The sequence below is a fragment of the Pseudoalteromonas sp. MEBiC 03485 genome, from assembly GCF_004195145.1.
Taxonomy (GTDB): domain Bacteria; phylum Pseudomonadota; class Gammaproteobacteria; order Enterobacterales; family Alteromonadaceae; genus Pseudoalteromonas; species Pseudoalteromonas apostichopi.
Genome location: NZ_SGBT01000001.1, coordinates 2,578,092 through 2,592,446 on the forward strand (window position 1 = coordinate 2,578,092; position 14,355 = coordinate 2,592,446).

Here is a 14,355-nt window from a genome sequence, read left to right on the forward strand (position 1 = left end):
GGTCCGTTTTAAACGGCTACCTTGTTTATTTTACCTGAGGAACAAACCATGTTTTATGATCTAGCTCGCCGTTTTATGTTTACCCGTGATGCGGAGTGGGCTCATGAATTTGCACTTAATAATTTACGACGATTTGCTCATACGCCATTGAGTGCTGCGTGGTCTCAATCTGTCCCTAATAAACCTGTAAATTTTTTAGGGTTAGAGTTTAAAAATCCGGTAGGTTTAGCAGCAGGCTTAGATAAAAATGCAGAGTGTATTGATGCATTTTCGCAAATGGGCTTTGGTTTTGTTGAAGTAGGTACTGTTACCCCACGTCCTCAAGCTGGTAACGATAAACCACGTATTTTTCGCCTACCTGAATCAAATGCGATTATTAATCGCATGGGTTTTAACAACAAGGGTGTTGATAACCTAGTTAACAATGTTAAAGCGGCGAAATATGACGGAATTTTAGGTATCAATATTGGTAAAAATAAAGATACACCAAACGAGCAGGGTAAAGATGATTACATCCACTGTATGCGTAAAGTGTTCGAACATGCATCATACATTACGGTAAATATCTCTTCACCGAATACCCCTGGTCTACGCGACTTGCAATACGGTGAAGCGCTGGATGATTTACTACAAAGCTTAAAGAACGAACAACTTGATTTAGTTGCAAAGCATAACAAACAAGTACCTATGCTGGTTAAGATCGCCCCAGATCTTGATGAAGTACAAATTGCTCAAGTAAGTGAATCATTGATCAACAATAAGATCGATGGCGTTATTGCCACGAACACCACTCTTGAGCGCGCTTTGGTGCAAGGACAACAATACGCAAATGAAGCGGGTGGTTTATCTGGGCAACCAGTTCGTCAGCGCTCAACCCACGTGGTTAGCGAGCTTAAGCGCTTAACCGAAGGTAAACTACCGATTATCGGTGTGGGTGGTATCGAAGATGCGGAGTCGGCAAAAGAAAAATTTGCAGCAGGTGCAGACCTAGTTCAAGTTTACACTGGTTTTATTTATAAAGGTCCGGAATTGGTAAAAACGATCCTAAATGGCTTATAAGGATCAGTTATCTAAGCAATTGATCATTAATAAAATGTTCTAAAAAATCATTTTATTAATGGTCTGCTTTAGTTATAATTTATGGTTAAGCGCACAGTATTTATTCTTTAGGGAGGAGACATGTTACAAGCATCTAAGCAATGGAAATGGCTTGCTTGTGCGAAAAATAATCGTCTTTTGGTTGATCTTGACCAAGATATGCAACTGTGCACGCCTTATAAACTTCGCCAACTTACCGATGCTGTGCTAAAAGAACCAAATTTTAGCCTTGAAGATGCTGCTTTTTATCAGCAAGTTTATCAATACCTCGAAACTTTCTCATTATGGAATCCTGCAGAGCTTTGCCAAATTGCTCTTAATGCCACAGCGGTAAAATTTCATTTAAAGCCAGTACTTGCAAAAAGTTGGTTTTTTCATGAGTATCACGGCAGCCAACCAAGTGTTGAAGCTGTAGTGAAGTTGTGCTCACAAGCACAAGAGGGTGAGTTTTTAATTGTCGACCATTCAAGTGAAGCCTCAGTGTGTATTAACTTAAGTCAACATTTTCAATTAGACGAAAATCTATCACTTGAGCAGTTTGAAGCCATTAAGGTTTTAAATAACCGTATCCATCCTGTTTATATTCAACAAAAACAGTTTAAATCTGCCTAATATCCCTGCAAATGTTGGCGTTTTTGTTCGCCAAGCTATGCTATAATCCTGCGCAATTAGCATTTAAGGGTTTTTACTTTGCAATTTATCGCACTTACTTCTATCGGAATAGAAAATTTACTTGTTGATGAGCTTACAGCACTCGGTGCAGAAGTCTCAAAACAAACCGTGGGCTCTGTACGTTTTGAAGCTGATAGCTTATTAGCACAAAAGATTTGTTTATCGAGTCGCTTTGCCACTCGTATTATGATGCTTATAGAAGAAAAAGAAGGCGTAAAAGACAAAGACAGCCTTTATCAATTTGCACGCTTGCAGCCTTGGCAAGAATGGTTTGGTCCTAAACAAACCTTTGCTGTTGATTTTAGCGGTACTAATAACGACTTAAAAAATACGCAATTTTCAGGTCTCGTTGTTAAAGATGCGATTGTCGATTATTTTGCGGATTTATTCGAGCAGCGCCCAGATGTTGATAAATACAACGCCAATGTTCGTGTTGTAGCTAGATTGAACCGCCAAGGGGTCGCGCTTTATATCGATTATTCTGGCCCTCGTTTATCTGAACGTGGTTATCGTCAAGATCAAGGCAAGGCTCCAATTAAAGAGCATTTAGCTGCAGCTCTTGTAAAACGTAGTGGCTGGCTTGAAAACGTACAGCAACCTTTGTTCGACCCATGTTGTGGTTCTGGTACCATTTTAATTGAAGCAGCCAGCATGGCACGCAATGAAGCACCGGGGTTATTCCGTGAAGGTTTCGCGTTCGAGCGCTTGCCAAGTTTTCGTATTCAAAAATATAAAGAGTTAAAAGCTGAATTAACTGCTCAAATTACAGATCCAAAGTTATGGCTTATTGGCCACGATATTGATGGCGGTGTGATTGCAAAAGCTCAGGAAAACGCCGAGCGAGCAGACCTTGGTAATGTGATTAAATTTAAACAAAGCGATGCGACTAAGTTAACCTCTGTAGCGAAATTACCAGGAGTGGTGATTTCAAATTTACCTTATGGTGAGCGCTTAGGTTCAATGGCTGAGCTGGTTAACTTACACCGTAGTTTAGGTGTGGGCTTTAAAAAGCACTTTAACCATTGGAAGCTTGCTTTATTAGGCACAGACGAAAGCCTATTTAAATTATTAAAACTTGTTAAATTAAAACGCTATAAGTTCAAAAATGGCCCGTTAGATGTTGTTTTAAATCTATACCAACTAGACGATAAACAAGTAGAGCTAAGCAAAGAAGACAAACCTGCACTTAATTTTGAAGGCTCAACGGCATTTGCAAACCGCTTAAAGAAAAACAAGCAAAACTTAAAGAACTGGTTAAAACAAAATGAAGTGAGCTGTTATCGCGTTTATGATGCTGATATTCCAGAATATAACGTAGCTGTTGATGTTTATGATGACTCAGCTGTTATTTTTGAATATGCTGCACCGAAAGAAATTGATGATAATACGGCACAAAAACGCTTACAGGATGTCATAAGCCTGACTGCTGAACAGTTAGCAATTGCACCTGAAAATATCGCAGTTAAAGTGCGTAAAAAACAAAAAGGTGAAGAGCAATACACTAAAGTATCAAAACAAAATCGCACTCAAGTCGTCGAAGAGTTTGGTGCTAAATTTAAAGTTAACCTTTTTGATTATTTAGATACTGGTTTATTTTTAGATCATCGTTTGGCACGCCGATATATTCAACAAAATTCGCAAGGCAAACGTTTCTTAAACTTGTTTGCTTATACTGGCAGTGCATCTGTGCATGCGGCAGTAGGTGGTGCTAAAGCTATCACCACCGTTGATATGTCAAAAACTTACTTAAAGTGGGCGCAAGAGAACTTTGCGTTGAATGACCTAAGTAATACTCGCTATCGTTTTGAACAAGCTGACTGCTTGAAATGGCTTGAATATGCTCAAGGTCAATATGATTTAATCTTCTTAGACCCACCGACTTTCTCAAATTCAAAACGTATGAAAGATGCATTTGATGTACAACGTGATCATATTAAATTACTTACGTGGGTTAAGAAAATCTTAAGCCCGAACGGTACGCTTATTTTCTCAAATAATAAGCGTGGCTTTAGCATGGATGAAGTAGGGCTAATGGGTCTGGGTTTAAAAGCAGAAAACATTTCAGATAAGACTCTATCACCAGACTTTAAGCGTAATAAGCAAATCCATAATAGTTGGCTTATTACCCATGGCTAATTTTACCCTGTACCACACTGATGGCTGTCATCTGTGTGAAATGGCCGATGAATTATTAATTGCTGCAAACGCATCGTTTGTAGCAAAAGACATTATGGACAGTGAACAGCTGATTGCTCTATACCAAACCAGTATTCCGGTTGTTGAAGCTCATCAAGGTGAGAAATTATTCTGGCCTTTTGATGCTGAGCAGTTAGCGCAATTTATTGCTGATAATAAAGAATAAGAGTAGTAATCACGATGGATTTAATCAGAATAGCCAAAGCGCAACTCGCTTATGGTACACATCCGCTACTAGATGATGCCGATGCCGTTATTGAGTCAGGTGAGCGTGTATGTATCGTTGGCCGTAACGGTGCAGGAAAATCAACACTACTAAAAGTACTTGATGGCCAAGTGACATTGGATGATGGCGAAATCAACCAATTAGGCGGGATTCGTATTTCTCGTCTAGAGCAAGATCCCCCCAAAGGGGCAGCAGGTTCAGTATTTGATTATGTTGCTCAAGGCATGCCAGATATTGCTAACTTACTGATAGAATATCACCACGTTAGTAATCAAATGCAAACAGACTATAACGATAAATTGCTGAACAAATTAGAGCGTTTATCTAATGAATTGGAAACAGTTGATGGCTGGCGTTTTGATACCCGTATTCAATTAGTTTTATCTCGCTTAGAGCTGGAGCCAGAGGCCAAACTTGAATCATTATCGGGTGGTTGGCTACGTAAAGTTGCTCTAGCAAGGGCTTTGGTTAGTGAACCCGACTTACTGTTACTTGATGAGCCAACTAACCACTTAGATATGAGTAGTGTTATTTGGCTTGAGCAGTTTTTAAAAGAGTTTAAAGGCGGTATCGTTTTTATATCTCACGATCGTGCGTTTATACGTGCAGTTGCTACTCGTATTCTCGATTTAGACCGTGGTAAGCTTGTTTCATATCCTGGTGATTACGCAACTTATCTTGAGCAAAAAGCGCATGATTTAAAAGTAGAAGAAACACAGAATGCACTGTTTGATAAACGTTTAGCTGAAGAAGAAACGTGGATCCGTCAAGGCATTAAAGCACGTAGAACACGTAATGAAGGGCGAGTACGCGCACTAAAAGAATTACGTAAAGAGCGTAAGCAACGTGTAGATCAAGTTGGTAAAACTGATTTCAACATTGAAACTGCTGATCGTTCTGGTAAGTTGGTGTTTGAAGCTAAAAACATTTGTCATGCATTTAAAGACAAAGTGATTGCGAAAGATTTCTCGACGCTTGTTATGCGGGGCGACCGAGTTGGTCTTGTGGGACCAAACGGTATAGGTAAAACAACGCTGCTGAAAATTTTATTTGGTGACTTAGTTCCAGATAGCGGCAGTGTTAAACAAGGTGTTAATTTAGAATTTGCCTACTTTGACCAATACCGCCAAAAGCTTGATGAAGAAGCTACAGTGCAAGACAACGTTGCTGAAGGCAAGCAAGAAGTGATGATGGGCGGTCGTTCTCGTCATGTGTTAGGTTACTTACAAGACTTCCTATTTCCTCCGGCACGGGCTCGTACGCCTGTAAAAGCACTTTCTGGTGGTGAAAAGAATCGCTTATTGTTAGCAAAGCTATTTTTAAAGCCATCTAACATAATTGTACTCGATGAGCCAACCAATGACCTTGATATCGAAACGTTAGAGCTCCTTGAGGAGATTATTAACCAATACCAAGGCACCGTATTGATAGTTAGTCATGACCGTGAATTTATTGATAATACCTGTAACTCTGTATGGGCCTTTGAGGGGAACGGCAAGATCACAGACATTGTTGGCGGTTACAGCGACTATGAAGCATACGCCGCTCATTTAGCTGAGCAAGAAAAACAACAACAGCAACAAATTAAGCAAGAAAAGCCAGCCGTTGTTAGCCAAGATAATACACCAAAGAAAAGTAATAAACTCTCTTACAAATTAAAACTTGAATTAGAAGAATTACCCAGTAAAGTGGAACAACTTGAAAAAGCGTTAGACGCTCAGCAAGTTGTGGTTAATGACCCTGACTTTTTTAAGCAAGATGCTGCAATTACAACAGAAGCATTGAACCATTTAGCCGAGTTAGAGTCTGAGCTTGAAGCCGCTTTTGAGCGCTGGGAAGAACTCGAAGATTTAAAGAATCAGTAGTAAGGATTAAAATGAAATACAAATTACTCGCTGCCAGTATTTTAGCCACCCTAAGTACCTCAGCGATGAGCGCAACCTATAAATTAGAAGAATTAGGTGGAATCGAGGGCGCGAAGTTTAACTACATTACAGATGTTAGTGAAAATGGACACATTATTGGTTTAGCAAATGGTCTTTACAAGTTACCAGTAGATATCTCTTATATCGATTTTACGGATTCGTTGATCAAAGACGCCTATGATACCGCTAAAAAACAGTTTGAATTAATTGATAAAGAAATCACATTTACGTTAGATGACATTGAGAACAACGATGCAGTGAATACTAACGCTGATGCTCATGCATTCATGGTTAGTTTTTTAACTGGACGTGCAACTGACTCAGAATACCAAAAGCTATCAAGTGCAATCGCAACACGTTACACCGCAGAAGGTTCGACAGAGCAAGTTTTATTTGATGAGCAGTCAGTTGATTTTGATGGTTTAACGCGCTCGACTTCTAACTTACTTAATGCTGTAACAGATGATGGTGTGATGGTAGGTTGGGGTAGTGCACCCTATGAGAAAACATCGTTTACTCAAACAGATGAAGACGAAGAAGAAACGCATTTCTTAAGAGATTTTATCAGTCGTGCCATCGTAATCTCAGCCGATGGTGTAAAAGTTGAACTTGCCCCTGAATTTGATGATTTTGGTGGTGTTAGTTCGGCGAATGATATTGTCAAGACTGCCAATGGTTACGAAGTTGTAGGTACAGTATCAACGAACATTGCTGCTGACCCTTTAAAAGATATTGAAGATAAATGCGATAACGAAGATGAACCTGTTTCTGATTGTGTGGAATCATATAATCGTCAATATAAAACAGGTATCTATAATAAACAGGCTGTGAAGTGGACGTTAGATAGCAATTTAAACATTACTAACACTGAGATGCTTGGTTTAGGCTTAACACCGAAAGATGACGAAGATTTCGCTTTTCGTAGCAACGCAATTGCGATCAATGAAAGTGGCTTAATCGTCGGTACTTCTGATGTTCGATACAAAGGCAGAGATACGCGAATTACAATGCCTGTTATCTTCGAAAATGGTGAAGTAAAAGAGTTTATTGATCAAGAAGATGATTGGATCTCAGGTCAGCCTTTAGCTGTTAACAACGATGACGTTGTAGTTGGTTATGCAAGTAAACGTATTGACGGCACAAACCGAACAAAATTCTTTTACTATGACAAGAAAAGCGACAGTGTTGTTTTCCCAACGGATTACTTCTCGAGCTCTAGCTCATTAGCAAACGATATCAATGATAATGGTATTGTAGTTGGTGAAGGCGAGACAGATATCTACAATACGTCAACTCGTCGTCGAGAAGGTTTCATGTACACCATTGGTGAAGATAAAATTGTTAACTTAAACGATTTATTACCGTGTTTCGAAGAAGATGGTGAGACTCGTTTTAAATATACGGTTGCTGAAGCAAAGGCAATTAACAACAATAACGAAATCTTCGGTGTTGCGACTAAAACAGTTGAAAAGACAGATTCATTTGGCAATGTTGTTGTAGATATTAACGGCAATACCGAATACGAAAGTGTTGCAGTTGCTGTTAAGTTAACTCCAATTGATGGCAATGTTGAAGAGTGTCAAGCTGAAGAGGTTGAGCAATACGAGCGTCAATCAGCAAGCTTCCCTTGGTATGCATTACTGCTATTACCATTTGCAGCAGCCCGTCGTATATTTAGAAAATAAAAACTTGGTATAAAGTAAATTACTTTCAAACCTAAATAAAAAACCCAGCTTAAAGCTGGGTTTTTTGTCTATACTGAAATCAGTTATTTTTTATGGCGATGTATCCACGCTTTACGAACAGAGCGTTTCCAAAGCATGTCGGTAGCAAAATAGCCTATGATTGCAGCAGCTGTTGCACAAATGAGTGAACCGACTAAAAAGGCTGGGCCAATTGTTGTTAGACTATCTATAAACCATTGCCAGCTTGGTTCAAATTGGAAGTGCTGCTGTGGTTGAGCAAGTGCAATAGTGCCAACAATATATGAACAATAGAAAATAGGAGGCATGGTCAGTGGGTTAGTGATCCACACTGTTGCAACAGAAATCGGTAAATTCACTCGAAATGGAATAGCCAGGGCGGCTGCAAGAACCATTTGAAAAGGAACAGGGATGAACGCAAAAAATAAACCAACCGCAAATGCACCGCGTGCTGAACGTCTATTTAAGTGCCATAAATTGGCATCATGCAATAAACGACCAAAAATTCTTAAATACTTGTGTTCTCTTACCTTGTTATGATCAGGTAAAAAGCGTTGGATCGTTTTTTTAGCCATTTAAAGCAACCATTTACATCTATTTGGTTATGCAGCGGCTTTGTCATAGGCTGTTTTTTCACCCTATATACATTTAGCACTGCGGCGTTTTATATAATGAGTTTTGCTGTATTGCTAGCAGGTGCCTATTTTAAGCCTTTTTTAACTCTATTGTCAGGGTTTATTTGCGCTATTTTAGTAGTGATTTTTCATTACTTCATTTTTTACTCAACCTCTGACTGTCAAATCGATTATAAACAAAGGCGATTAGTTCGATTTGAGGTGGTTGAAACATACAGTGATAAAAGCCCTTACTATCTAAAAGCCAATTTAAAAAGTATTGAATCTTGTCCTGCTACGATTCGACCAACTCCTTTTGCGATGCTAAGTATTCCATCAGATAAACCCGTTGTTTCAGGCGATGAAATAAGTGCATCCCTAAAACTTAAGCGTTATCGTTCTGTTAAGAATTTCTATAGTTTTGATAGAGAAAGGCAAGCGCTACTCGAGCGAATATTTTATAAAGGTCGAAGCGTAGGAGAAATAACTTATCTAGATCATCATACCAATACGAGTTTACGTGATAGATACCTAAAATACATAGATAAAATTACAGCAAATAGCCGATTACAGTGGCTCTATTATGCGCTTTTAACTGGCGATAAAAGCAAAATAAGCTACGAAGATAATAATCAATTGCGTGAATTAGGTTTAAGTCATTTGCTTGCTATTTCAGGACTTCATATCGGACTTATATATGCAGTAGGGTTTTTTAGCTCGAAGTGGTTGCTAAGAGTCAGTCATTTGCCTATTCGGCAATCATTCCAACTGAATAATATTTTTGCTTTATTTGGATTTAGTTGTTCATTTATTTATGTCTACCTCAGCGGTTTCATTGTCTCTGCCAGTCGTGCACTTGTAATGCTTGGGTGTTATTTGGTTATTTATAATTTGGGTAAAAATCCGCTGCGTTGGCGCTCAATTCTTTATGCTTTATGTATCGTATTGTTGATAGATCCATTTGCAATGTTGAACCCTGGACTCTATTTTAGTTTTATAGCGGTAACAATAATATTTTTATTAACTAGAAATACACTAGATGTAAGACTTGGATTTTTAAACAGGTTTGTTCAACTCATCCAGATTCAGTGTGCTTTGTTTATCGGGTTACTTCCATTATCTCTTTATTTTTTCAATGGCACGAGCATTATCGGTTTATTGATAAATCTTATTGCCGTACCTTTAGTCGGTTTACTGATATTGCCACTGCTGATTTTTTATAGCTTGCTTTCGAGTCTATTCGATATTACAAGTTTATTGTTTTTAGTAGACAGTGTATTGTATTTGAGTTATCAATTGTTGCTCTCTATTCCCCATGATTTGCGCTGGTTTCCTTTCAGCGAGTTTGATTTTTCATTATTAGTCATTAGTTACAGCACATTGCTTATTTTGTTATTTTGTCCAAACAAGTACGTTTGTTTAATACCCATTTGTATTTATGCCGTTGATTTCAAGTTACAGCCCAAAGCTCAATTTCAGTTAGACGTGTTTGATGTGGGGCATGGTTTAATGGTGATGGTGAGTGCCAATAACAAAGCCATTATCTATGATTTAGGGCCTCAGTATTTTGGCCGCTACGATTATATTCGCCGAGTATTACTTCAAAGCATTCGTAAACAACAACTCTCTGTTGTTGCAACCGTGATCAGTCATTTAGATAACGACCATTCTGGCGGCTTAGCTAGTTGGCAATTAGCAGGCTATGCAGAGACTTTAAGCACATTCCATCCTAAAGGGCTTGAAGAGGCGTGTAAAACAAACAGTCTCATACTCGAAGGGGTCAAAATTAATAGTTTTCATGCCGACGACAGTAGAGATAATCGAAACGATCTGTCATGTTTATTAAAAATAACGCGTTTAAACTATTCAGTGTTACTTACGGGCGATATTTCGACAGCTGCGGAAACCAAGCTTATTGAAAATGGTGTCGACCTGCAATCGACTGTTCTATTGAGCCCACACCATGGTAGTAATACCTCTTCAAGTAATAGATTTATAAATGCTGTAGAGCCTGAAGTGGTTATCCATTCATCTGCTTACCAAGGACAATGGTTATTTCCTCACCCAGATGTTGTAAAACGATACAATGAGCACCATATACGACAGTTCTCAACTGCAGAACTTGGCCATATTCGTATAAAATTCTATGAAGATAATTATCGTATAGAGTTTGCGCGCGAGCAGGAAAGTTATTGGTTCGAACAAGATTGACGTTTTGTTTTTACCCCCTTAAGGCTACAATAGTCAAAGTCTATGAATAAGAGAGTGTTATGGATCAAACTACATCCCAAATCTACAAGCGATTAATCAGTTATGTGGGTGATTATAAGTTAATCGCGTTTTTCGCCATTGTGGGCATGATTGGTTATTCTGCCATGGATGCATTGTTTATCAATTTAATGAAACCGTTCATTGATGATGGTTTAAATGACCGTAACACGGATGTTTTAACTTACGCTCCCTTTGTTGTAATTGCATTGGTATTAGGTCGAGGCATGTTTAACTACATGTCGTCTTACTGTTTAAGCTATGTGGGCTCTCAAGTTGTGAGAACCCTGCGCCAGCAATTATTTGAACATATTTTACATCTGCCAGTTTCTTTTCATGATAAAAATTCGAACGGTGATTTAATATCTAAAATTACCTTTGATACCGAGCAAGTTCAACAAGCCATTACTAAAGCCTTATTAATTGTTGTTAGAGAAGGGGCGTTTGTTGTCTTTTTACTTTTCAATATGTTTTATACCAGTTGGAAGCTTTCACTGATATTTTTAGTCATTATTCCGCTGGTGGCTGTTATTGTCGCATTTGTGTCAAAACGATTTCGTATGATTTCGAAAAAAATCCAGTCTGCAATGGGTCAAGTCACTCGCAGCTCAGAACAAATGCTATCTGGTCATAAAGTTATTCATGGTTTTGGTGGTCAGCAGCAAGAAATCTCACAGTTTTCTGCAATCAACAATCATAACCGTCAGCAGCGCATTAAAATGGACGCGACCAAAGCATTAAGTGTCTCCGTAATCCAAATATTAGCTGCAAGCGCGATGGCGGTTATTCTATGGGTCGTGTCTATGCCGTCAATGATTGATACCATCAGTTCTGGCGACTTCGTATTACTTATTTCATCAATGATGATGTTGTTACGTCCACTTAAGCAACTATCAAACGTAAATAGTGACTTACAGCGTGGTATTTCAGCAGCGCAAAGTATCTTTTTAGTACTTGATGAAGAAGTAGAAAAAGACACTGGCAGTTACAGCGTTGATAAAGTAACTGGTAAAATTGAAGTAAACAATGTGACCTTTAAATACCCAACTAAAGATGAGCCTGTATTAAAGAATTTATCACTTTCGATTAATGCTGGCGAAAGTATTGCTTTAGTGGGTCGTTCAGGCTCAGGTAAATCGACCATTTCGAATTTATTACCACGTTATTATGAGCTTGAAGGTGACAGTGAAATTTTGCTTGATGGTGTCAACATCGCTGATTACAAACTGACAGACCTACGTAAGCAATTTGCACTGGTTTCACAGCAAGTGGTTTTATTTAACGACACTATTACGAATAATATTTGTTATGGACTCGAGCGCGAATTAACAAACGATGAGTTAATGGCAGTTGCTAAGCAAGCCCATGTCTGGGAGTTCGTTAAAGATTTACCTGATGGTTTAAATACCATGGTAGGTGAAAACGGCGTAATGTTATCAGGCGGTCAACGTCAGCGAATTGCAATCGCGCGTGCAATTTTAAAAGATGCTCCTATTTTAATTCTTGATGAGGCGACATCTGCTCTCGATACTGAGTCTGAAAAACTGATCCAGCAAGCACTAGATAGCTTAATGAAAGAAAAAACATCGATTGTGATAGCACACCGTTTATCAACAATAGAAAACAGTGATTGTATTTATGTAATCGACCATGGTCAGGTTATCGAAAAGGGCACGCATAGCGAGCTGCTTGAAAAAGACGGCACCTATTCCGCTTTATGTAAAATGCAGTTTGGTGAGCAGTAGTGAGTGTAATTGAAAAAAGCTGGTATAAAAAGCCAGGTTTACTCAGTGTTTTGTTGTTACCTTTGAGTGCGCTTTTTTGGCTTATCTCTACACTTCGTGCCTTGCTTTATAAGCTTAATATACTTAAGGCTTTTAAAGCGCGTGTTCCTATAATAGTCGTCGGCAACATTAGTGTCGGTGGCAATGGCAAAACGCCATTTGTTATTTGGCTTGCTGAATACTTACAACAGCAAGGTTTAAAAGTGGCAGTGATCAGCCGTGGCTATGGTGGTCAGTCTGATTCGTATCCGTTGTTAGTGACTGATGAAACAACTACAACACAAGCAGGTGACGAACCTGTGCTTATTAAACGACGCTTAGGCTGTGTTGTTATGGTAGGACCGGATCGACAAGCTAGCATTAAAAAATTAGAACAACATGATATCGATGTCATCATTTCTGATGACGGAATGCAGCATTATAAAATGGCGCGTGATATTGAGTGTTGTATTGTTGATAGTGAACGTCAATTTGGTAACGGACTGCTCATGCCAGCAGGTCCGCTTCGCGAAACAAAAGCGCGTTTAAAATCGGTTGATCTAGTAATTGAAAATGGTGGCGACGCACAGAGCCGCTATGATTTAACGTGTAGTCCGTTTAGAGCCGTTAGCAATGCAGAACCGATCGGTTCAGTACAAGATAAAGGCCATGCCGTAAGTGCTATTGGTAACCCAAAACGCTTTGAAATGAGTTTAAAGCAGCAGGGTATTAGCTTGTTATCTACCCATCATTTTCGTGATCATTATGCTTATCAAGCAAGTGACTTTAGCGATTTTGCAGATGACGCCGTGTTTATGACAGAAAAAGATGCAGTTAAATGCTTTAGTTTTGCAAAGCCTAATTGGTATTATTTACCTGTTGATGCAAAACCGACACCTGCAGTTATCGAAAAACTTAATTTATTATTAAAACAAAAAGGGATCCTCAATGGCCTTTGATACAAAATTACTTGAAATTATCGCTTGCCCTGTGTGCAAAGGTAAATTACGTCTTGATAAAGAGAATCAAGAGCTTATTAGCACTGCTGCGAAACTTGCGTATCCAATCAAAGATGATATTCCGGTGCTACTAGAAAATGAAGCTCGTGAATTAAGCCAAGAAGAGGTTGATAAGTGGAATTCGTAGTCGTCATTCCAGCACGCTACGCATCGACGCGTTTACCTGGTAAACCACTTGCTGATATATGTGGCAAGCCTATGATCCAACACGTTTATGAAAAAGCGGTTGCTTCCGGTGCATCAAAAGTCTATATCGCGACTGACCATCAAATAGTGTTTGATGCAGTTAAAGAGTTTACCAGTAATGTACTGATGACACGTGAAGATCACCAATCGGGCACTGAGCGTTTAGCTGAGGTCGTTGAGCAATTAGAGCTAGAGAGTGACACCATTGTAGTGAACGTACAAGGTGATGAGCCTTTATTAGCAAGTGAAAACGTATCTCAAGTTGCTAAGCTTCTTGCTGATTCGGATGCACCTATGGCTACATTAAGTACAAGTATCGATGAGATTGAAGATATTTTTAATCCTAATTGTGTAAAAGTCATTAGCGATGTGGATAACAACGCGCTGTATTTTTCTCGATCGCCAATTCCCTATCACCGTGATGCGATGATGAAAAATGATCACTCTCAATTAAATTTAGCTGATTTTGCTCGTCACATTGGTCTTTATGCCTATCGCGCAGGCTTCATCAAAGATTATATTGAGTTGCCGCAAACGCGTTTAGAGCTTCTAGAGTCTTTAGAACAGTTACGTGTACTTTACCATGGTCACAAGATTAAAATCGCTAAGGCAAAATGCGCTCCACAAGCAGGCGTTGATACCCCTGAAGATTTGGCTCGCGTCATAGCTGTGCTTGGCAATTAAA

12 protein-coding genes are annotated in these 14,355 nt (G+C 39.0%); 11 read left to right on the forward strand and 1 reads right to left on the reverse strand.

Annotated features, from left to right (window positions below):
• The first annotated feature begins 48 nt into the window (after positions 1-48).
• From pyrD to EVU92_RS11910, 6 genes are all read left to right on the forward strand, one after another.
• Positions 49-1,059: a quinone-dependent dihydroorotate dehydrogenase gene (gene pyrD / locus EVU92_RS11885; protein ID WP_130051401.1), complete on the forward strand. Its 1,011-nt coding sequence runs from the start codon at positions 49-51 to the stop codon at positions 1,057-1,059.
• 120 nt (positions 1,060-1,179) lie between these two features.
• Positions 1,180-1,710 (forward strand): cell division protein ZapC domain-containing protein, encoded by a 531-nt coding sequence (locus EVU92_RS11890; RefSeq protein WP_130051402.1) that lies wholly within the window; start codon positions 1,180-1,182, stop codon positions 1,708-1,710.
• A 78-nt stretch (positions 1,711-1,788) separates the two neighbouring features.
• Complete coding sequence (gene rlmKL, locus EVU92_RS11895) at positions 1,789-3,906, forward strand: bifunctional 23S rRNA (guanine(2069)-N(7))-methyltransferase RlmK/23S rRNA (guanine(2445)-N(2))-methyltransferase RlmL (RefSeq protein ID WP_130051403.1); 2,118 nt, start codon at positions 1,789-1,791, stop codon at positions 3,904-3,906.
• A complete protein-coding gene (locus EVU92_RS11900; RefSeq protein ID WP_130051404.1) occupies positions 3,899-4,132 on the forward strand; it encodes a glutaredoxin family protein in 234 nt (77 codons plus the stop codon). Before rlmKL ends, EVU92_RS11900 begins: the two co-directional genes overlap by 8 nt.
• 14 nt (positions 4,133-4,146) lie before the next feature.
• The gene (locus EVU92_RS11905) at positions 4,147-6,057 is read left to right on the forward strand and encodes an ABC transporter ATP-binding protein (RefSeq protein WP_130051405.1); all 1,911 of its coding nucleotides are present in this window, start codon (positions 4,147-4,149) and stop codon (positions 6,055-6,057) included.
• An 11-nt stretch (positions 6,058-6,068) separates the two neighbouring features.
• A complete protein-coding gene (locus tag EVU92_RS11910) occupies positions 6,069-7,802 on the forward strand; it encodes a DUF3466 family protein (RefSeq protein WP_130051406.1) in 1,734 nt (577 codons plus the stop codon).
• A gap of 83 nt (positions 7,803-7,885) precedes the next feature.
• Here the strand turns inward: EVU92_RS11910 and EVU92_RS11915 are convergent, their stop codons facing one another.
• On the reverse strand, positions 7,886-8,395 hold the full coding sequence (locus EVU92_RS11915) for a DUF2062 domain-containing protein (RefSeq protein WP_130051407.1): 510 nt from the start codon (positions 8,393-8,395) through the stop codon (positions 7,886-7,888).
• A 96-nt stretch (positions 8,396-8,491) separates the two neighbouring features.
• On the opposite strand from EVU92_RS11915, the gene EVU92_RS11920 reads away from it, so the two are divergent.
• Genes EVU92_RS11920 through kdsB form a run of 5 tightly spaced genes read left to right on the forward strand, consistent with a single transcriptional unit; the run spans position 8,492 to position 14,354 of the window.
• Positions 8,492-10,645, forward strand: coding sequence for a DNA internalization-related competence protein ComEC/Rec2 (locus tag EVU92_RS11920; RefSeq protein WP_240701311.1), 2,154 nt, complete (start codon positions 8,492-8,494; stop codon positions 10,643-10,645).
• Positions 10,646-10,704: 59 nt separating this feature from the next.
• A complete protein-coding gene (gene msbA, locus EVU92_RS11925) occupies positions 10,705-12,447 on the forward strand; it encodes a lipid A export permease/ATP-binding protein MsbA (RefSeq protein WP_130051409.1) in 1,743 nt (580 codons plus the stop codon).
• Entirely contained in the window at positions 12,447-13,424 is a 978-nt protein-coding gene (gene lpxK / locus EVU92_RS11930) for a tetraacyldisaccharide 4'-kinase (protein ID WP_130051410.1), read from the forward strand. The genes msbA and lpxK overlap by 1 nt, the downstream gene beginning before the upstream one ends.
• Positions 13,414-13,611, forward strand: a complete 198-nt coding sequence (locus EVU92_RS11935; RefSeq protein WP_036968654.1) for a Trm112 family protein — start codon at positions 13,414-13,416, stop codon at positions 13,609-13,611. Before lpxK ends, EVU92_RS11935 begins: the two co-directional genes overlap by 11 nt.
• Complete coding sequence (gene kdsB / locus EVU92_RS11940) at positions 13,599-14,354, forward strand: 3-deoxy-manno-octulosonate cytidylyltransferase (protein ID WP_130051411.1); 756 nt, start codon at positions 13,599-13,601, stop codon at positions 14,352-14,354. The genes EVU92_RS11935 and kdsB overlap by 13 nt, the downstream gene beginning before the upstream one ends.
• Position 14,355: the final 1 nt, after the last annotated feature.